Raw genomic sequence first — 19,756 nt, 5'->3', positions numbered from 1 at the left:
TTTTAAGGTCCGTACGCGCACGACGTCCTGCGGTCGCTTACTTCATGGCCTGGCGATAAAGCGCCGCCATGGGCGCATCAAAACAGCAGAACAGTACCCGCAGTGGCTGCGCCCGCACTGCCAACTCGGCTCGCACTGCCCTTACCGCAATCTGCACCGCCTGGGGCGCAGGATAGCCATAGACACCACAGCTAATGGCCGGAAACGCGATCGACTCGATATCCAGCCCTTGCACGCACTCAAACACAGTGCGATAGCAGCTTTGCAGTAACTGCGCCTCGCCCTGTTCGCCGCCGCGCCAAACAGGCCCCACCGTATGCACAATCCAGCCGGCGGACAGATCAAAGCCCGGCGTCAGCTTGGCCTGGCCCGTTTTACAGCCCCCCAGGGTACGACAGTGACTGAGCAACCCAGGCCCTGCGGCGCTATGGATGGCACCGTCGACACCGCCACCCCCGAGCATGGATTCATTGGCAGCATTTACCACCACATCGACGTCAAGGCGGGTAATATCGCCTTCAAAAACCTCTATTCGTGATTCCATCCTTTCACCCTCCTGTCACATTCTCCTGTCAAACCGGCCAAGTCGACGCCCATGCATGGCAGACGGCCTCCCCGCAAATACCCTGCTACTCAGGCGACCCTTCTGATGGGAAATGCAGTGCCAGCCAGACCGTCACCTGCGCAGGATCGGTCCAGATAACGCGATGCCGACAGTGCGCCGGCAGCAGCACTGTATCGCCCGGCACCAGTGCAAGCGCCTCCTGCCCTTCTACAAGCAGCCTGGCTGCACCTGTGAGCAATAGCACCCACTCGTCCTCGGCCTGATCGTACCATTCATCCTCTGGAGTCACCTGCCCCCAGGACAGAATGCGCTCCAGCCGAAAGCCTGGCCGCTGCACCAGGCTCTCGAACACTTCCTCAGACCCTGCCGGCGCAAGGCCCTGCAGCAGATTAACAACGTTGCCAGACTTCAACCCAGCCTCCTTTATCAGCACGTCGCAATTATCGTCGTTATGCAATCAATGAAACATGGCGGCGAACCGCCGCACCGGCAACGCGGTAATTGCCGCCCTGTCCTTTTCATCCGACCCCTGCACCATTTCACAGGAGCATCAGGGCGGCTCTTAATTCTCCTTATGAGCAAAAAATTGCTCCTGCATTTTCTGACTACCAGCCATCCATGGCCATATACAGAAAATTGCTCCTGCATTTTCTGACTACCGGCCTTCCATGGCCATATGCCGGCGAACACTGGCATCACCATGCCACCCACTTCGACCGACGATGGGTTAAGGCGCGCCCTGGGCTTTGATCAATGACAAGCCTTGTGCAATGCGCACCTCACCCATCCTACCCGCCGACGGCCCGGTATGATGGCAACCCAGCATCAATGATATCAGAGCGGCCCACTCCCCCTTATGAAGCCGGCGAGCACTGAGGTCATGCGGCGAATTGGCCCGAAGGGGCGCAACAGGGACTGTTGCGCCTGCGATGAAGTACATGGATGTACCTTCAGCGTAGCCCGCCGAATGGCCTCAGAGCGCAGCGAATAGGCTTCATCGTGGCGTGCTTTCTTTGCATACTATCTTTGCACGAGCAAAGAAAGTATGTCGCCGACAGGCGAAAGGTGGTTCGCATCAGGTTGAGTATTGTCGAACAGGCTGCTAACAATCAGCCCCGGTTATCTTCAGCACCTGATAGCGCCAGCAGCGCAGCTGCGGGCTCCAGAAATCCGCCTTCAGTCCCGCCTTGCGCTTGAGCTGAGCCCAAAACTTGTCTACGCCTGGCAACTGCTGCCACACCGAAGGCAGGAAGGTTGCATGATGGCCGTCAGCTTCAATCACCAGCCCATCCACACCGGCGATAATCTGGCGCAGCAAATCAGCCTCGTCGTGAAACTGCAGCGGCTCCAGCGGCGACAAGAGCGAAAGCTCCAGTTCAATGCCGCCAAGCTCGCGCTGCAGCACAGGCGCAAAGCGCATATCGCGAAGGGCACTGTTAAAGGCATTCTGGGCCACATCCTGCAGCAGCGCCCTGTCGCTCTGCAGCGAACCCATACAGCCACGAAGCGCCCGCCTGTCACTCCTGCCTGTCATCTGACTTGCTCGGGTATAAAGCGTGACAAAGCTGGCGCCCGATGTTTGCAGTAGCGCTGGAGCCTGCTCAAGGTCTGGCAGCCACAATTCGCCAGTCACCACACCCCGTTCGATGACTTCCCAGGCAACGTCAAGCAAACTCCGGCGCAAATCCTCACTTGATCCAATAACGCCCAAGGCAGCTGGCAACTCAGAGTTACTTGGCCTGTTCTCTTCAGGCGATGACATAGGCACCGTACCCCACAACACTATCCCGGGACCCCGCGGTGTCGCCTGAATTACGCAGATCAATACAACGCGCGCCCAGCCCCCGCAGGGCCGCTGCACGCAAGAGTCCGTTCACCGCCACGCAGCCACAGGCCTGATCAGAATGCAGGCCCGGATCCAGCTGTTCGATGTGACCAGTGGTGGCTTGGTCCAGGCGCTGTGCCACGCCATAACTGTGGTAGTGACTCAGATCGCTGCTGACGATCACCAGGGTATCCGGGTCATCAAGCCCGACACCCACAAGCCCAGCAATGGCTTCGGGTACAACCTGCCCCACGATCACCGGCAGTAACTGCCAGTCTGGGTTGAGACGCAGCAAAAACGGCAGCTGCACTTCAAGGCAGTGCTCAAGGCGGTGCGCCTCATCGTTATACTCAACCCAGCCATTGTCGACCCAGTCACGCAGAATCGCCGTATCCAGCGTCATCACACCCAGCGGGCATTCAAAGCCACTCACTGTCGGCACCGCCATGGCGCGCAAGGGCACACGGTGATTGGGGCCCAGCAGCAACAGACGCCTAAAAGCCTGGCCGGTGTCGCGCAGCCGGCGAAAAGCGCTGGCAGCCACGGCGCCAGAGTAGATCAATCCTGCATGGGGCACTATCAGCGCTCGAGGCACCTTGCTGGGGTTTTCCTCATCGGCAGCCTTATCCAGCAAGCGCTGCACCAGGGTACCGAGCTCGGCTTTATCGGCTGGATAGAAAGTGCCACTCACCGCCGCCTGGCGTAGATTCATCGCCCACCTCCTGCGCCGATAGCGCGGGCTGGCTACAGAATTCAAGCGCGAGCCCCGCAATCTTGCACTGTGCAAATTATAGCCGCCGATACTGGCAACCTGTGGTGGCTGCAAATTGACTAAGCTTTAAACAGGCTCAGCCACATCAGAGCGCGAGGCAACGCCATGCCAGCTTCCCCCATCACAGCTGTCCCAACCCGTTACTGGCACCCCATCGAGCGCGGCAAGATACAGTGCGATGTCTGCCCCCGGCTGTGCAAACTCAGCGAGGGTCAGCGCGGCCTCTGCTACGTGCGCGGCCGCGAAAATGATCAGATCATGCTCTACAGCTACGGCCGCTCCAGCGGATTTTGTGTCGACCCCATCGAGAAAAAGCCACTGAACCACTTTTTGCCGGGCACAGCTGTGCTGTCCTTCGGCACCGCCGGCTGTAATCTTGCCTGCAAATTCTGCCAGAACTGGGACATGAGCAAATCCCGTGACATGGATACCCTGGCCGACAGTGCCAGCCCTGAGGATCTTGCCGCAACCTGCAAGCGACTGGCGTGCCGCTCCATTGCCTTCACCTACAACGATCCGGTAATTTTCATGGAATACGCCATGGATGTGGCCGATGCCTGCCACGAGCAGAACATTCGCGCCCTGGCGGTGACCGCAGGCTATATGTGCTCCGCGCCGCGAGCCGAATTCTATTCCCATATAGACGCCGCCAACGTCGACCTCAAGGCTTTCACCGAGCACTTCTACAGCAAGATCTGTGGCGGCGCCCTGGCGCCGGTGCTCGACACCCTGCTCTATTTGCACGATACCGATGTGTGGTTCGAAATCACCAATCTGCTGATCCCCGATGAGAACGACAGCAGCCACGAAATAGAAGCCATGAGCCGCTGGATCTTCGAGCACCTGGGGCCCGACAGGCCGCTGCACTTCAGTGCCTTTCATCCGGACTGGAAAATGCTCGACAAGGCGCGCACGCCCCAGGCAACCCTGACGCGGGCACGGGAAATCGCGATGGCGCAGGGTTTAAGGTATGTCTATACGGGGAATGTGCACGATCCTGCGGGCAGCTCGACCTGGTGCCCGGGTTGCGGGCAACGGCTGATTGAGCGGGACTGGTATCAACTGGGGGAATGGCAGCTGGATGCGAAGGGTTGCTGCAGTCACTGCGGCACAAGGATACCGGGGCACTTCGAGACAGCGCCTGGCGATTGGGGCGCCAAGCGCATGCAGGTACGCATTCACAGCCGCGAAGGCTAAAGCGCCCGGGTTCAGCAGCCGAATCAGGCGGCAGCCCGCTGCTCGATCAGCAACTGACGAATAGGCTCAATATCGCGCAATGTCTTGACCTGACTGAACAGCTGCTCCGCTTGCGGGTAGTGTTTCTTCAGCTGATGCAGCCACTGCTTCAAGCGACCATGCACATAGCCATGCACTTTGTCGGCAACGATCTGCTCAAAATAATCGAGCAGTACGCCCTGCATTTCGAACCAGTCCATACCTGCCTCGGCTTCACCCTGCAAACGCCGCTTGATGGAACGCGCCAGGTCCGGTCTTGAAATCAGGCCGCGGCCAATCATGATATCGCGACAACCGCTCACTTCACGACAGCGCTGATAATCATCCCAGCTCCAGACCTCGCCATTGGCGGTGACCGGAATGGGAATGGCCTCGCGAATCTGGGCTATGTATTCCCAGTACGCCGGCGGGCGATACCCTTCGACCTTGGTGCGGGCATGTACCGCCAGGCCATCGGCGCCGGCCTCGAAAATGGCATGGGCATTATCCAGTGCCAGTGCCTTGTCGCTGTAGCCCAGGCGCATCTTGGCCGTCACCGGAATATGCGCCGGCACAGCCCCACGCACCGCGGCCACTATGGCGTGAACATCCTGCGGCGTGTCGAGCAACACGGCCCCACCGCGGTTACGATTAACCGTCTTGGCCGGGCAACCGAAATTGAGGTCTATGCCGGGCGCGCCCAAGGCGGCGGCACGCTCGGCATTTACGGCCATAAGTTCAGGATCACTGCCGAGCAGCTGCACTATAACCGGCACGCCGCTGGGCGTGGTACCGCCGCGCAGCAGCTCAGGCGCCAGGCGATGGAAGACAGTGTCGGGCAGCAGGTTCTGGCTGACACGGACAAATTCAGTCACGCACAGATCGATACCGCCGATGCGTGTCAGCACATCACGCATCAGGTAATCGACCACGCCTTCCATCGGTGCCAGTATGATTTTCACGTTTTGATCATCTAAAGTTTGTTCATCTACACAGCGAAAGACCGCATATTATACGGTGATCGGAAAATAAGGGAGGAATGCTATGCGTCTTTTCGTGGCCATCGACTTGCCCGACCCACTGCAGGACGCCATCGCCCGCCTGCAGCAACCGGTGCGTCACCTGCACTGGACAGCCCCGGAACGGCTGCACATCACCCTGCAGTTTCTGGGAGAGCAACCCGGCCACCGCCTGGAGGCCATTTACAGCGCTCTGGAAGAGGTCGAGTTCGCACCACTGGATGTGCGCTGCGAAGGCATAGGCCAGTTTTCATCCGGGGTCATCTGGATGGGGATAGACCCGCAACCTGCGATGGAGCAGCTGCAACAGCAGATCGGAATGCGCTTGCGCGCCGCCGGCATTCCCTTGCAGCAACGCCGTTTCATTCCCCATATCACTTTAGGTCGATGCGACAGCAATCATCTGAGCCCGGTACTGGAGCACGTAGCCGCGCGTTTCTACGGCCAGGCATTCTGCTTTGAGTGCGATGCGTTCAGCCTTAAAAGCAGCCTGCTGCGCCCCAGCGGTGCGCTACACCATATCGAGGCTGAATTTCTCTGCGCCGGCGCCTGAATCGCTTAAGCTGCAATCTGGCGCTGGTGCATTGACTGGCGTACTTAGAGTGCCGCCAGACCGAGCTGCAGATCACCGCGGATATCCGCAAGATCTTCCAGACCCACGGAAACGCGGATCAGGTTGTCCCGAATACCGGCGCGGGCACGATCATCGGCCGTCATGCGGCCATGGGTGGTAGTGCCTGGGTGCGTGATGGTGCTCTTGGTATCACCGAGATTACCGGTGATGGACAGCATGCGGGTTGCATCGATAAAGCGCCAGGCGGCTTCACGGTCGCCCTTGACCTCGAATGACACTACAGCCCCGAAAGCACTTTGCTGCCGCTTGGCCAGTTCGTGCTGCGGATGCTCCGGCAAGCCGGCGTAATACACCTTGTCGATACCCGGCTGCGCATCCAGCCACTGTGCCAGTTCCAGCGCGCTGGCACAGTGTGCATTCATGCGCAGCTTGAGGGTCTCAAGACCTTTCATAAATACCCAGGCATTGAACGGGCTCATGCAGGCGCCGCCCGTGCGGATAAAGCCAAACACCTCTTCCATCAGGTGATTTGGCCCTGCCACCGCGCCACCGACACAGCGGCCCTGGCCATCAAGAAACTTGGTGGCCGAATGAATGACGATATCGGCCCCCAGGGCCAGCGGCTGCTGCAGCGCAGGCGTACAGAAGCAGTTATCGACCGCCAGCAGAATATCCTGCTCGTGGGCGATGGCCGCCACGGCGGCGATATCCGCCAGCTGCGCCAGTGGATTGGACGGCGACTCGAGGAAGAACAGCCGCGTTTGCGGCCGGATAGCCCGGCGCCAGTCGTCGTTGTCGGTCGGATCCACGTAGGTGGTTTCAATGCCCGCCCGCGACAGATACTTGTCGAACAGCGAGACAATGGATCCGAAGACGCTACGCGAGCACACCACATGATCACCGACCTTGAGCAGCGACAGTACCGTACTGAGAATAGCCGCCATGCCCGATGAGGTTGCCACCGCACGCTCAGCCCCCTCAAGCGCCGCTATGCGACGCTCAAATGCCTGCACCGTGGGATTGGTGAAGCGGGAATAGATATTCCCCTCTTCATCGCCGGAAAACTTGGCCGCCGCCTCACGAGCACTGGAATAGACAAAGCTGGAGGTCGTGAAAATCGGATCCCCATGCTCGCCTTCATCGGTGCGCTGCTGACCCGAGCGCACCGCCAGGGTAGCGAACTCATAGCCTGTCGCATCAAACTGGATGCGTTCTTCGCGCTCAAATTTTTTCATGCTGCGCGATGCCCTCTGTTATTCAATTTTGGTGTGCAGGTCGGCCGACTCGTTACCTTCAGTATCGGTGTCACCATCCGCATCCGCCATGGCGGCGTCATTGCGTTTGACTTCGAGCCGCGCCAGGTAATCGACACCCACATCGCCGGTCACGTACTTGCCATCAAATACACAGGTATCGAATTCGCGAATATCAGGATTGCACTCGCTGACACAGTCCTTCAGGTCAGCCAGCTCCTGGAACAGCATCCAGTCGGTGCCTATATATTCACCCACTTCCTCTTCGGTACGGCCATGGGCGATCAGCTCGGTCGCCGCCGGCATGTCGATGCCATAGACGTTGGGGAAGCGCACTGCCGGCGAGGCCGAAGCGAAATACACTTTTTTGGCGCCCATATCCCGTGCCATCTGTACGATCTGCTTGGAGGTGGTACCACGCACGATGGAGTCATCCACCAGCATCACGACCTTGTCACGGAACTCCATTTCGATGGGATTCAGTTTGCGGCGCACCGATTTCTTGCGCTCGCCCTGCCCCGGCATAATGAAGGTACGGCCTATATAGCGGTTCTTGATAAAGCCTTCGCGAAAATCCACCTTGAGGGTCTTGGCCATCTCCAGCGCCGCGGTACGGCTCGTGTCCGGAATGGGAATGATCACGTCTATATCGTGGTCCGGACGTTCGCGCAGCACCTTGGCGGCGAGCTTTTCGCCCATCAGCATGCGGGACATGTGCACATTGACACCATCGATAATGGAGTCCGGACGCGCAAGGTAAACAAATTCAAACAGGCAGGGGGCGTAACGGGTGTTATGCGCGCACTGCAGGGTGTTCACATTGCCGTCCATATCGATGTAAATGGCTTCACCGGGCTCAATATCACGCACACGGGTAAAACCGCATACATCCAGCGCCACGCTCTCGGACGAAACCATATACTCTTCGCCGGTTTCGGTTTCACGCTTGCCGTAACACAGTGGACGAATGCCGTTGGGATCGCGAAACGCCAGAATACCGTAGCCGGTAATCATGACAACCACCGCGTAACCACCGGTGCAACGTTCATGCACACGTTTTACGGCGCTGAACATGTCATCGGCGTTGGGCTGTAATTTGCCCTGCCCCTGCAGCTCGTGGGCAAACACATTGAGCAGTACTTCGGAGTCGGAGGTGGTGTTTATATGGCGCAGATCGGCGCGGAACATTTCCTCGGCCAGATCTTCAGCGTTGGTCAGATTGCCGTTGTGGGCTAGCGCAATGCCGTAGGGCGAGTTGACGTAAAACGGCTGGGCTTCGGCGGCACTGGAGCTGCCGGCCGTGGGATAGCGCACATGACCAATACCGGCATTACCGGCAAGGCGCTTCATGTGACGGGTGCGAAATACTTCACTTACAAGGCCGTTATCCTTACGCAGAAAAAACCGGTTTCCTTCACCAGTCACCATGCCGGCCGCATCCTGGCCCCGGTGCTGCAACACCGTAAGAGCGTCGAAAATCGTCTGATTAACGTAGGATTTGGCAACAACGCCGACAATACCGCACATGTAACGCACCTCAAACCAGTTCAGAAAAGCCTTGATGAATCCTGCCGTGACGGATGTTCAACTAAAGTCCAACATTCCAAATTGCGCGCACGACGTCTTGCGCCAGATCACGAGTCCAGGATTCCATTTGAATAAAATGAGGGATAAGTTGCGAATCGTGCCACCAGGGATCCTGAATCGCAGGGGTAATGCCCAAAAGCGCTACCAACACCACAATCAGCAAAGCCCCGCGGGCCAGTCCGAAACCTATTCCGAGTATACGGTCAGTGCTACTCAGCCCCGTGGCTTGCACCAGCGCGACAATCAGCGTGCTGATCAAGGCACCCACGATCAGAGTAGCCAGAAAAAGAATAGCGAACGCCACGGCAACCCGCGCCGAGGGCATTTCGATATAGTCCTGCAACACCAGGCTCAGAGGAGCCGTAAAGAGTCGCGCGACTATGAAGGCCGCTACCCAGCTTGCCAGGGACAGAGCTTCCTTGACGAAGCCCCGTTTCAGGCTGAAAAGCCCTGAAATGGCGATGATAGCGATGATGGTCCAGTCAGCCCAGTTCATGTTCCCGATCGGATCCTTTAAACAGCGCGCATTCTAACAGAGGGTCTGACACAACCCAATGCTCACTGTGTGGTAAAACGCACGATAATTCCGTTGAGGTCGAAATCCTTCTTGAGCTCCGCCTGCAGCGCCTCAAGCTTGGTCCGCTGTATATCGGGGCCGACGTAGACCTTTACAAGATCGCCTATGCGCCTGGTATACACTTTGTGCCCGGACCCGACCAGTTTCTTGCGCAGGGACTTGGCATTGGCCTCGTCCTTGAAGCTCGCCAGCTGCAGCGTCCAGGCGACCGGTACATTCTGCTGATCCAGCACCGGCGTATCGGCACCGAGGCCCAGGTCCGGGGTGACTTCCTGCACACCCTGCACCGGCAGCACCGCCTCAGGCATGGGTTCTATTTCCCTGGGTTCAAGGGCCGGGGCAACATCCTGGGTATCCGGCAAGGCCGCGATCTGCGGCTCTATGGTCACAATTTCTACCGGTTCAGGCCCTGCGGGGATATTGCTCGGCAGATGCCGCTCCCGATAGCCATCGCCATCAAACACCAGCGGAATAAACACGACCGCCGCGACAAGCACCGCCGCCGCGCCTACCAAACGCTGTCGGAGTCCGTCATTCATGCCTGCGCCCTTTCATTCAAACAAACCCCCAATTCCCATAGACCCGCTCAATTCAACCCTGCAGCTCTAGCTTTGCCAGCGCTTCGCTCACCGTAAAGAAGGAACCTGCGATTAGCACCCTATCACCGGCGGCCACTTGCGCACGCACCCCGGCCAAAGCCTCGGCCACGTCACTGTAGGTCAAGCATTGCGCCAGCGGATCCAGTACGCGCATGCGCAGCGCCAACGCTGCCGCACTCTGACCACGGGGCCCGCCAAGGCCGGCAAAGTGCCAGCACTGCGCCACCGGCTGCAAGGCCTTCAATACGCCGTTCACATCCTTGTCGTTCAGCATGCCCAAGAGAACATGCTGACGCCCGACCGGCGGCGACTTCGCCAGACGCCCGGCGATGTACTGCGCCGCCTGGGGGTTATGGGCTACGTCCAGAATGCATTCGGTGTCGTCGAGCATCAGCCGCTGCATGCGCCCGGTCATGCAGGCGTTACGCAGAGCCGACTCTATGTTGCTGCGCGAAGGCGCCTCGAGCAGCAGGTGCAGCACCTGCAGCGCCGTGGCGGCATTGGGCAACGGCAGCCCGGGTAATGGCAGATAATGAAACTCGACGGACTCGCCCTGCAGATTGCGACCCTGCCAGTGCCAGCCTTTCGCCTGCTCCAGGTACGTAAAGCTGTCACCTACCTGATACAGCCTGGCACCGAGCTCATCCGCCGCCTGCGCTACCGTTACCGGAGGCTCAGGATCACCGCACACCGCCGGCGTATCAGCACGGAAAATACCCGCCTTCTCGCGACCAATCAGCTCGCGGGTATCCCCCAGCCAGTCAGTATGATCCAGCGCGATGCTGGTAACCACCGCCACCTGGGGATCGACGATATTCACCGCATCCAGGCGCCCGCCAAGGCCCACTTCGAGCAGCACAAAATCCGGCGCCTTCTGCGAAAAGATCTTCAACGCCGCCAGAGTACCGTATTCAAAATAGGTCAGCGGAATCTCGCCACGCGCAGCCTCAACCGCCTCAAAAGCAGAACAAAGTGCCTCGTCGGACGCTTCGTCACCATTGATGCGCACACGCTCGTTATAGCGCAGGAAATGCGGCGAGCTGTAGCAGCCCGTGCTGTAACCGGCCTCACGCAGCATGCAATCGAGGAATGTCTGGGTCGATCCCTTGCCATTGGTGCCAGCAATGGTAACGACCTTGCTGCGGGAAAAATCCAGCTCAAGCCTGGTGGCAACGTCACGCACACGATCCAGCCCCAGTTCAATATCACTGGGATGACAGGCTTCGATACGCTCAAGCCATTCGTTCAGAGCCATAGGACTGCCAGTTGCCATCTCTAGGATTCCACTAAAAGCTAAACCGGGGTCGACCGGACCTTCTGATCATGGATCAGCGGCCCGGTCGACCCCGGATTAAAAGGCGTAAAATCAGGCTTCGCTGTAATGCGTAAGCTTGCGTAGCAACCCGCTGATACGCTCACGCAGTTCCTTGCGATGGATAATCATATCCACCTGACCATGTTCGAGCAGGAACTCGCTGCGCTGGAAACCTTCTGGCAGTTTCTCACGCACGGTTTGCTCGATAACACGCGGACCGGCAAAGCCAATCAGCGCCTTGGGCTCGGCGATATTCAGATCGCCCAGCATGGCCAGGCTCGCAGAAACACCGCCGTAGACCGGATCAGTCAATACCGAGAAATACGGAATACCGGCCTGGCGCATTTTTTCCAGCGCAGCACTGGTTTTGGCCATCTGCATCAAGGACGTCAGCGCCTCCTGCATGCGGGCACCACCGGAGGCCGCGAAGCAGATCAAGGGAATGCCCTCTTCCATGCAGACATTGGCCGCGCGCACGAAACGCTCGCCAACCACAGCGCCCATTGAGCCGCCCATAAAGCGAAATTCGAACGCCACCGCTACCACAGGCATGCCGTCAAGCTCACCGCGCATGGCAACAAGCGCATCCTTCTCGCCGGTTTCCTTCTGTGCCGCCGACAGGCGATCCTTGTACTTCTTCGAATCGCGGAATTTCAGACGATCGACCGGCTCCACTTCGACGCCGATTTCACGCAAATTATCGGCATCGAGGAACATTTCCAGTCGCTTGCGGGCACCCACACGCATATGGTGGTTGCACTTGGGGCAGACATTCAGATTCTTGTCCAGCTCCGGGCGATACAGCACCGCTTCGCATTTGGGACATTTTTTCCACAGGCCTTCCGGCACGTTGGACCGGCGGCTCTCGGCATTGCGAGCCAGTGAAGGGACAATTTTTTCCAGCCAGTTACTCATTTTGCTCCATCCCCTGTGCGGGAAAACTGTTCAACGATCTTCAGGCATCCATGGCGGCACGCATGCCGGCAATAATACGGGATACCTGCTCGGGAATCTGCTGCGGCTGCGTCGCCAGTTCAGCAATGCGATTGACCAGCACACTGCCGACAATAACGCCATCGGCTATCTGGGACACCGCCCGGGCCGAGGCATCGTCACGGATGCCAAAGCCCACACCCAGCGGCATATCGGTATGACGGCGTACCTGCTTCAGCTTTTCTTCCACCGCCGCCACATCCAGCGCCGCGGAGCCGGTCACACCCTTGAGGGACACATAATAGATATAACCACTGCCCTTTTCACACACCGACTTGATGCGGGACTCATCGGTGGTCGGCGCCAGCAGATAGATCACGTCGATCTCGGCGGCACGCATGACTTCGATAAAGTCATCAGACTCTTCCGGCGGCAAGTCGACCGTCAGAATGCCGTCAACACCAGCCGCCTTGGCGCGGGTGGCGAAATTCTCATACCCCAGCACTTCAACGGTGTTGAGGTAGCCCATCAGCACGATCGGCGTCTGGCTGTCAGTTGTACGGAACTGCGCCACCATGTCCAGCACATCCAGCAGACGGGTACCGTGGGACAGTGCGCGCTCACAGGCCAGCTGTATAACCGGGCCATCCGCCATGGGATCGGAGAATGGAACACCCAGTTCCAGGATATCGGCACCGGCTTCAACCATGGCATGCAGCAGTGGCACTGTGACCGCCGGCGACGGATCGCCTGCGGTCACGTAGGGAATCAGCGCCTTGCGCCCGGCAGTCTCGAGACGGGCGAAACAGTCTTTAATACGACTCATGTCAATCTGTACTCCAGCAGTGCGCTCAGACGTCGATACCATCGAGGCTGGCCACGGTGTGAATATCCTTGTCGCCGCGTCCGGACAGGTTAACGACGATAAACTGGTCTTCGCGCATGGTGCGGGCAAGCTTGAGCGCGTAGGCCACGGCGTGGCTGGACTCCAGTGCCGGCATGATGCCCTCAACCCTGGTCAGGGTACGGAAGGCCGCCAGGGCTTCATCATCGGTGGCATCCACGTATTCCGCGCGACCGGTATCTTTCAGCCAGGCATGCTCAGGTCCGACGCCGGGGTAGTCCAGGCCCGCGGAAACTGAATGGGTACCCAGAATCTGACCGGCGTCATCTTCCATCAGATAGGTGCGATTGCCGTGCAGTACGCCAGGACGACCCGCCGACAGCGGCGCCGCATGCTGACCCGAGGCAATGCCGTAGCCGCCCGCTTCCACACCGTACATGCGCACATCGCCATCTTCGATAAAGGGATGGAACAGACCTATGGCATTGGAGCCACCACCGACGCAGGCCACCAGCGCATCCGGCAGACGACCCACCTGATCCAGGCTCTGCTGGCGGGCTTCACGGCCGATGATGCACTGGAAGTCACGCACCAGCTTAGGGTATGGATGCGGACCTGCGGCAGTACCAATAATGTAGTAAGTGGTATCGACGTTGGTGACCCAGTCGCGCATGGCTTCGTTCATGGCGTCTTTAAGCGTGCGGGTGCCGGATTCCACCGGTACGACCGTGGCGCCCAGCAGCTTCATGCGGTAGACGTTCAACGCCTGACGGCGCACATCTTCGATACCCATGTAGACAACACACTCAAGACCCAGGCGTGCCGCTACAGTGGCGGACGCTACACCGTGCTGGCCGGCACCGGTTTCGGCGATGATACGCGGCTTGCCCATTTTCTTGGCAATCAGAGCCTGGCCGATGGTGTTGTTCACCTTGTGGGCGCCGGTGTGGTTCAGGTCTTCACGCTTAAGATAAATCTGTGCGCCGCCATTTTCCCGTGACAGGCGTTCGGCATGATAGAGCGGCGACGGACGGCCCACATAGTGCGCCAGGTCCTTGTCAAACTCGGCCTGAAACTCCGGGTCCTGACGCAGGGATTCGTAGGTACTTTCCAGTTCCTGGAGGGCACCAATCAGCGTTTCGGAAACGAAACGACCGCCGTAGGGACCAAAATGTCCGCGGTCATCCGGTAACTGCATCAGTGCAGCCAGTTCAGCTTTTGTCGGCACTTGCCACCTCTTCGATAAACTGTTTCAGCTTATTGTGATCTTTGATCCCCTTCGCCGCTTCAACGCCTCCACTGACGTCCACGGCAAAAGGGTTGACCTGCGCTATGGCAGATCGAATATTGTCCGGGTTCAGCCCGCCCGCCAGTATGATCTGCGGTCGCACCGAGACTGGAATGCGCGCCCAGTCAAACGCCTCGCCGGTACCTCCCGGCACGCCGGCCCTATAGGCATCAAGCAGGATACCCCGGGCGCTGGCATATTCATGCATGGCCGCCACGATATCAAGGCCGGGTTTCATGCGCAGCGCTTTGATATAGGGCCGCCCAAAGCCTGCACAGAAATCCGCTGACTCCTTGCCGTGGAACTGCAGCAGATCTATGCCGGTCGTCGCGACGACCTGCTCTACGTATTCCGGGCTCGCATCGACAAACAATGCTGTCGTCGTAACGAAGGGCGGCAGATCAGCGATAATGCGTGCCGCCAGCTCCGCTGTTACATGGCGCGGGCTTTTGGCATAAAACACAAAGCCCAGTGCATGGGCGCCGAGGCGGATCGCCGCCTGCGCATCATCCAGACGAGTAATACCGCAAATCTTGACGCGTGTAGTCACGACTGTGGCTTCCTGAAAACGCACGATAATACCAGAAGGACCGGTCTAAAGTCAGTCCGCCCCGCCCAGGAAATAGGGTCCAAGGGACGATGGCGGCAGCTTGAAATGCTCCGGATAGCGTACATCCACGAAATAGAGCCCAGAGGGTGGCGCCGTAATGCCGCCCTTGCGTCTATCCCGCGCCTGCAAAACCTCTTGCGCCCACTCAGGCTCAGCCTCACCGGCGCCTACTGTCATCAGAACACCGGCAATATTGCGCACCATATGATGCAGGAACGCATTGGCCTGCACATCAATAACAATCAGGTCCCCTGAACGGTAAACCTGCAACACCCGCACGTCCCGCACAGGGCTTTTGGCCTGACAGGCAACGGCGCGATAAGAGGTAAAATCGTGTTCACCGACCAGATATTTTGCCGCCGCATTCATGCGCCCAAGGTCAAGAGACTTGTGAGTCCAGGTCACACCACGGGCCAGCAGCGCAGGCTTCACCGGGGCTGAGCGAATCAGGTAGCGATAACGCCGCTCCCGGGCACTGAAGCGAGCATGAAAACTATCGTCCACGCGACGCGCCCACTGGATGGCGATATCATCCGGCAAAGTGGTATTGGCACCCAGCACCCAGGCGCGCTCTTCACGCCTGGCCAGGGTATCAAAATGAATGATCTGGTAGCTGCCACTAACACCGGCATCGGTACGCCCGGCACAGATGACGTTGACAGGCTCGTTGGCAACAAGGCTCAGGGCCTTTTCCACCGTTTCCTGCACACTGGGAACATTGTTGGCTTTCTGCGTCTGCCAGCCCCTATAGGCGAAGCCAGCATATTCGACACAGAGCGCATAACGGACGGGGGCGATCGAAATCGCCCCCGTAGTAGTTTCTATTTCGGACTTCATGAACTTACGCTATGGACTCCATCAGTTTGCGAGCTTCCTGCTGCTGGGCATCACTGCCGTCGCTCAGTATTTCGCTCAGTATATCCTTGGCACCGTCGCGGTCTTCCATATCGATATAGGCACGGGCCAGGTCAAGTTTGGTTTCGACCTCATCGGTACCTTCAAGGAAACCCATGTCGTCAAAGCCGCGATCTTCGTCATCGGCACCGCTGTCGTCAAGCGCGATATCATCATCCACCGAGCCCAGAAGGGCTTCGAGCTCGGTATCCAGATCCATATCGTCATCAATGGTGACATCCATCTCATCGGCGTCCAGAGACGCTCCTGCGACGCTCAGCGCATCTGCATCACTGCCGGATTCAGACTCCAGCGCGGCGAGCATGGCATCCAGATCATCGTCACCGTCGTCAGCAAGCTCTATGGTGTCGGCATCATCCTGATCATCGCCATCCAGGCTTTCAGCCAGCAGCGCGTCTAACTCGTCCAGTGGTTCATTGGCTACAGGCTTGGCCTGCGCAACAGATTCAGCCTGCAGCGCGTCCTTCGCACCGCTTGGGTTGAACACCAGTTCATCATCCAGCTCGAATTCAAGGGCATCATCGTCGATAGCCGCAGCAGTATCAGTGCCCGGAAAATCAAGATCCAAAGTGGGTTCAAGCGCCGCTTCAAGAGCGGCATCATCAAAGGACTCTGCACCCTCAAGGCTCTCTGCCCCCTCAACAGTCTGAACAGCTTCAGAATTTTCAGCGCCCTGTTCATCCGACTGCGAGCCCAACGAGGAATCAGTGGCGGGGCTTGAGAATTCAACCTCGTTTGGCTGCAGATCGCTGTCAGACTTGGTTTGATCCGCCTCACCAGACCCAGCCGTCAAGTCGATCAGGTCGTCGTCATCCTTGGAGAAATCCAGAGGAGCAACCTGGTTCAAACGAAAATCAAGCCCGTCATCCTCTTCTGCTGTCTCTGCTTCTGGCGCAGCTTCGGTATCGCTGTCGCGGGTCTGGCCATCAGATCGGTAGTCAGACCCGTCTTCTTGCGCCGATTCGGGGACATTACTGCCCTCTATCACCGTATTCAGCCCCAGGCTTTCCAGCGTATCTTCGGGTTCGTCGAAAGCTTCAACTTCACCACCCAGCTGCCCCATGCCCGAGCGCAGCTCACTGCGCCGGGCATCAGCCTCATCGCCATTTGCAGGCCCAAGCAGGTCATCCAGACTTTCATCGAAGTCGTCATCTAGCCCCTTGACCTGATCCTGCACCGGCATGTCTTCTTCGAAGTCCGTATCCAGGCTCAGGTCGAACTCATCGTCATCAAACAACGGCCGATCAGTTGTGGTTGTAACCGCTGCAGGTGTATCTGCCACGACCGCCTGTACAACTGGCGTTTCATCAGCAAGGTCCAGATCCAGGTCCAGATCGAACTCATCTGTATCGTCCGTCACACCGGCCTGAACTCCCTCGAATTCCGCCTTGGCATCACGGGCTTCCTGATCCAGTTCATCATCGGCAATCCAGACGGCGGTTGCGCCTGCTGCTGTACCTGCGGCTGCAGCGACAGCGGCACCTGCCAACCCGGCATCAGGCGTATCCCCAGCTTTGGTATCGGGTTCAGCCTCAGCACTTTCAACCAGGTCATCGTCTTCACGCCGCCTGCGGCCAAGCGCCAGAAGCCCTACCAGCAAGCCGCCGATAACGGCACCCAGCGCCGCCATGTAGGCCGGTGTTTGCAATACGGTTTCGACCAGGCCTTCGGGGGCAGGTTTGGCGGCAGCTACGGGGGCAGCCGCGGCAGGCTGAACCTGCTGCAGCTGATCCTGCAGCGCAGCCAGTTGCTGATCCTTGAGCTCAAGCAAGCGCTGCAGAGTTTCCATCTGCTGCGAGATGGCGGTTAGCTTGTCATTGAGTTCAGTATTATCTCGCTCGATCTTGTCGACCGACTCCTGAGTCACCGCAAGGCGATTATCAAGCTCTTCATTACGACGCAGCAATTCGGCTTTTTCAGGATCGGCAACGGGCGACTCGACCACTTTAGTGGCACCTGCCTCATCTTTTTCCGGTGTAACCTCGCCCTGATCAGGTGCACTTAGAATCTTCAGCTGCCCCGCATCGGCCGCTGCCAGTTGCGACTGACCCTCAGCCGGGGCTAGCGGCTTTTTTTTTGAGCCGTCTTCCTGCGGTGCACTCGGCGCAGGCGCCGCCGTACCCGTTTTCCAGCGCTGCATCTGTCGCGCCACTTCATTGCTGGCTTCCCGCGCACTCAACGCCTGCACTTCATTCAGGCTCGGCAAATCAAGCACGACGCCCGCTTTGAGGAAATTGATATTGGAACTGGGAAATGCCTGCGGATTCTTGCGCTGCAATGCCAGCATCATCTGATTGATACTGGTACCACCGCCGGGCGAGTGACGCTTGGCCAGACCACCGAGAGTGTCATTGCTTTCAACGTACACCTGAGTCTGGCCGTTCATGTTGGTGCGGATATTGTCAGCTGCCGGGCGCGAACGCGAGGGCGGCGCAAACACTGGCTGCGGGGCCGGCACGCTACTGCGAGTCGCCTGCGCAGGTACCGGTGCGGCACTGCCACCTATGGTCGCAGCCTGGAAAGCGGGTGGATCCAGCAGTACGGTATATTCACGTACCAGCCGACCATTAGGCCAGTTCACTTCCACCAGCAGATTCAGAAAGGGTTCACGCACCGGGCGGCTCGATGTCAATCGAATACTGCCGGTACCATTTTGATTAATGTTGACCGTAAACTGGACATCGGACAGCAGTCGGGAGCGATCGATACCCGCCATCGCAAACTGATCCAGATCCGCCATTTTTGGTACTACCTGCTGCGGATCCAGATCGCGTACCTGCAGCAACTGAATTTCCGCATCGAGCGGTTCATTCAAGGCTGACTTGATTCGGATTTGCCCAAGGCCCAGGGCATGTGCCTGACTGGCTCCCAGAACTCCCGCTATAGCTAGACTTAAAGCAAGTTTGCGCAACATCTGCTTGTTCCTTTTTGTCCACTGTCTGATTACGCCGTCAAATCAGACAGTTGCGATTCCGAATATCGAACAGAGTATTATTTATAAAGTATGAAACGGTCAAGGAAAGCTCCCCGCAGAAGCGTTTTATTAGCCCCAAGTGTAGCCCGCCGCGCATTTTGTAAAATTCCGCCGCATAGATTGTAAACTCGGCGCTTTCAGACTTTTTACAAACCACCCGCAACATTCACAAACCACCCGGTGCGCATCCACCACCCCTACTTAAGGCGATCATATAAACATAGGTTAAACAGACTTAGTACAAAATCATGTTCGTCTGAGGCAAGTTAGGTGCCGCCTGAATGATCTGCCCTTGCTTCATATAGCACTTGTTCCCCGCAGCCACGCTTTGCCCTACTACCCTCACCCGCGCGCCGTCCAGTAGCTCCACTGTGCTGGTGCCGTCGCTGTTGACGGTTTGCACTGTGCCGATGGTCAGGCTGTCGTTGGGTAGCAGGCCTTCAAAGGTTTTCCAGATGTTAGCCATTGGGCGCCTCTTCGTTCGAGTCTGATTTCAGAGCGGCACGATAGCCGTCTGACCATGCGTCGATATGCGCCTCTTGGTCGCCGCTAAACATGGTATTCCACCCTCGAAACCCACCGTTTGCCTCGACACACGCCTCAGTCGCCATTTGCCGCAGCTGCTCGTCACTGATCGCTAGGCACTGCTCATGAGCCTTTGCAATGATCTTGCGGGCGAAGATGATAAGCAGATCGGAAACGTCGACATCCTCTTCGTAGCCATTGAATACCTCGCCAGGCGCGCCACCTTCTACGCCGATGCAGCGGCCGTCTGTGTCGTCGCAGGCGATTGTCAGTATCTCTTCGTCAGTCAGCATGGGGTGGCCTCATCTTGGTTTGAATGCAGTTTACCCATTATAGCGCCTGTCTCTTATACACAAAAAACCACTC

20 protein-coding genes are annotated in these 19,756 nt (G+C 58.2%); 2 read left to right on the top strand and 18 right to left on the bottom strand.

The window, feature by feature from the left end; genetic code table 11:
• Positions 1 to 37 precede the first annotated feature (37 nt).
• From MPRO_RS16425 to amrB, 4 genes are all read right to left on the bottom strand, one after another.
• Positions 38 to 544 carry an O-acetyl-ADP-ribose deacetylase gene (locus tag MPRO_RS16425; RefSeq protein WP_067295184.1) on the bottom strand — a complete coding sequence of 169 codons (507 nt, stop codon included), beginning with the start codon at positions 542 to 544 and terminating at the stop codon, positions 38 to 40.
• A gap of 85 nt (positions 545 to 629) precedes the next feature.
• Positions 630 to 977: a cupin domain-containing protein gene (locus MPRO_RS16420; protein WP_082708880.1), complete on the bottom strand. Its 348-nt coding sequence runs from the start codon at positions 975 to 977 to the stop codon at positions 630 to 632.
• A 690-nt stretch (positions 978 to 1,667) separates the two neighbouring features.
• Positions 1,668 to 2,237 carry an AmmeMemoRadiSam system protein A gene (amrA, locus tag MPRO_RS16415; RefSeq protein WP_158651842.1) on the bottom strand — a complete coding sequence of 190 codons (570 nt, stop codon included), beginning with the start codon at positions 2,235 to 2,237 and terminating at the stop codon, positions 1,668 to 1,670.
• Between the two features lie 76 nt (positions 2,238 to 2,313).
• Positions 2,314 to 3,102 (bottom strand): AmmeMemoRadiSam system protein B, encoded by a 789-nt coding sequence (gene amrB / locus MPRO_RS16410; protein ID WP_067295182.1) that lies wholly within the window; start codon positions 3,100 to 3,102, stop codon positions 2,314 to 2,316.
• 165 nt (positions 3,103 to 3,267) lie between these two features.
• Here amrB and amrS point away from each other — a divergent pair, with 165 nt between their 5' ends.
• Positions 3,268 to 4,359 (top strand): AmmeMemoRadiSam system radical SAM enzyme, encoded by a 1,092-nt coding sequence (gene amrS, locus MPRO_RS16405; RefSeq protein ID WP_067295180.1) that lies wholly within the window; start codon positions 3,268 to 3,270, stop codon positions 4,357 to 4,359.
• Between the two features lie 23 nt (positions 4,360 to 4,382).
• On the opposite strand, the gene MPRO_RS16400 is transcribed toward amrS, so the two are convergent.
• Positions 4,383 to 5,339: a tRNA dihydrouridine synthase gene (locus MPRO_RS16400; RefSeq protein ID WP_067295178.1), complete on the bottom strand. Its 957-nt coding sequence runs from the start codon at positions 5,337 to 5,339 to the stop codon at positions 4,383 to 4,385.
• Positions 5,340 to 5,421: 82 nt separating this feature from the next.
• Between MPRO_RS16400 and thpR the strand changes: the two genes are divergently transcribed.
• Positions 5,422 to 5,949, top strand: coding sequence for an RNA 2',3'-cyclic phosphodiesterase (gene thpR, locus MPRO_RS16395; RefSeq protein WP_067295175.1), 528 nt, complete (start codon positions 5,422 to 5,424; stop codon positions 5,947 to 5,949).
• Between the two features lie 44 nt (positions 5,950 to 5,993).
• Here thpR and MPRO_RS16390 read toward each other — a convergent pair whose 3' ends face one another.
• The 13 genes from MPRO_RS16390 to MPRO_RS16330 form a co-directional block, all read right to left on the bottom strand.
• A complete protein-coding gene (locus tag MPRO_RS16390) occupies positions 5,994 to 7,205 on the bottom strand; it encodes an O-succinylhomoserine sulfhydrylase (RefSeq protein ID WP_067295172.1) in 1,212 nt (403 codons plus the stop codon).
• An 18-nt stretch (positions 7,206 to 7,223) separates the two neighbouring features.
• Positions 7,224 to 8,750, bottom strand: a complete 1,527-nt coding sequence (gene purF, locus MPRO_RS16385) for an amidophosphoribosyltransferase (RefSeq protein WP_067295168.1) — start codon at positions 8,748 to 8,750, stop codon at positions 7,224 to 7,226.
• Positions 8,751 to 8,811: 61 nt separating this feature from the next.
• Complete coding sequence (locus MPRO_RS16380) at positions 8,812 to 9,306, bottom strand: CvpA family protein (protein WP_067295165.1); 495 nt, start codon at positions 9,304 to 9,306, stop codon at positions 8,812 to 8,814.
• A 62-nt stretch (positions 9,307 to 9,368) separates the two neighbouring features.
• Positions 9,369 to 9,926 carry an SPOR domain-containing protein gene (locus tag MPRO_RS16375; protein ID WP_067295162.1) on the bottom strand — a complete coding sequence of 186 codons (558 nt, stop codon included), beginning with the start codon at positions 9,924 to 9,926 and terminating at the stop codon, positions 9,369 to 9,371.
• 52 nt (positions 9,927 to 9,978) lie between these two features.
• Positions 9,979 to 11,259: a bifunctional tetrahydrofolate synthase/dihydrofolate synthase gene (folC, locus tag MPRO_RS16370; protein WP_067295159.1), complete on the bottom strand. Its 1,281-nt coding sequence runs from the start codon at positions 11,257 to 11,259 to the stop codon at positions 9,979 to 9,981.
• A 93-nt stretch (positions 11,260 to 11,352) separates the two neighbouring features.
• A complete protein-coding gene (gene accD / locus MPRO_RS16365) occupies positions 11,353 to 12,216 on the bottom strand; it encodes an acetyl-CoA carboxylase, carboxyltransferase subunit beta (RefSeq protein ID WP_067295155.1) in 864 nt (287 codons plus the stop codon).
• A 40-nt stretch (positions 12,217 to 12,256) separates the two neighbouring features.
• A complete protein-coding gene (gene trpA / locus MPRO_RS16360; RefSeq protein WP_067295152.1) occupies positions 12,257 to 13,060 on the bottom strand; it encodes a tryptophan synthase subunit alpha in 804 nt (267 codons plus the stop codon).
• Positions 13,061 to 13,085: 25 nt separating this feature from the next.
• A complete protein-coding gene (gene trpB / locus MPRO_RS16355; protein ID WP_067295262.1) occupies positions 13,086 to 14,276 on the bottom strand; it encodes a tryptophan synthase subunit beta in 1,191 nt (396 codons plus the stop codon).
• 13 nt (positions 14,277 to 14,289) lie between these two features.
• On the bottom strand, positions 14,290 to 14,916 hold the full coding sequence (locus MPRO_RS16350) for a phosphoribosylanthranilate isomerase (protein WP_067295148.1): 627 nt from the start codon (positions 14,914 to 14,916) through the stop codon (positions 14,290 to 14,292).
• 51 nt (positions 14,917 to 14,967) lie between these two features.
• Entirely contained in the window at positions 14,968 to 15,813 is an 846-nt protein-coding gene (gene truA, locus MPRO_RS16345; protein ID WP_067295145.1) for a tRNA pseudouridine(38-40) synthase TruA, read from the bottom strand.
• Positions 15,814 to 15,817: 4 nt separating this feature from the next.
• Complete coding sequence (locus MPRO_RS16340; RefSeq protein ID WP_067295142.1) at positions 15,818 to 18,805, bottom strand: FimV/HubP family polar landmark protein; 2,988 nt, start codon at positions 18,803 to 18,805, stop codon at positions 15,818 to 15,820.
• 295 nt (positions 18,806 to 19,100) lie between these two features.
• Positions 19,101 to 19,331 (bottom strand): hypothetical protein, encoded by a 231-nt coding sequence (locus MPRO_RS16335; protein ID WP_067295139.1) that lies wholly within the window; start codon positions 19,329 to 19,331, stop codon positions 19,101 to 19,103.
• A complete protein-coding gene (locus tag MPRO_RS16330) occupies positions 19,324 to 19,683 on the bottom strand; it encodes a hypothetical protein (RefSeq protein ID WP_067295136.1) in 360 nt (119 codons plus the stop codon). Before MPRO_RS16330 ends, MPRO_RS16335 begins: the two co-directional genes overlap by 8 nt.
• Positions 19,684 to 19,756 lie beyond the last annotated feature (73 nt).

The sequence above is a fragment of the Marinobacterium profundum genome (genome assembly GCF_001528745.1).
GTDB lineage: Bacteria > Pseudomonadota > Gammaproteobacteria > Pseudomonadales > Balneatricaceae > Marinobacterium_A > Marinobacterium_A profundum.
This window is presented reverse-complemented; position numbering and strand designations above follow the sequence as displayed.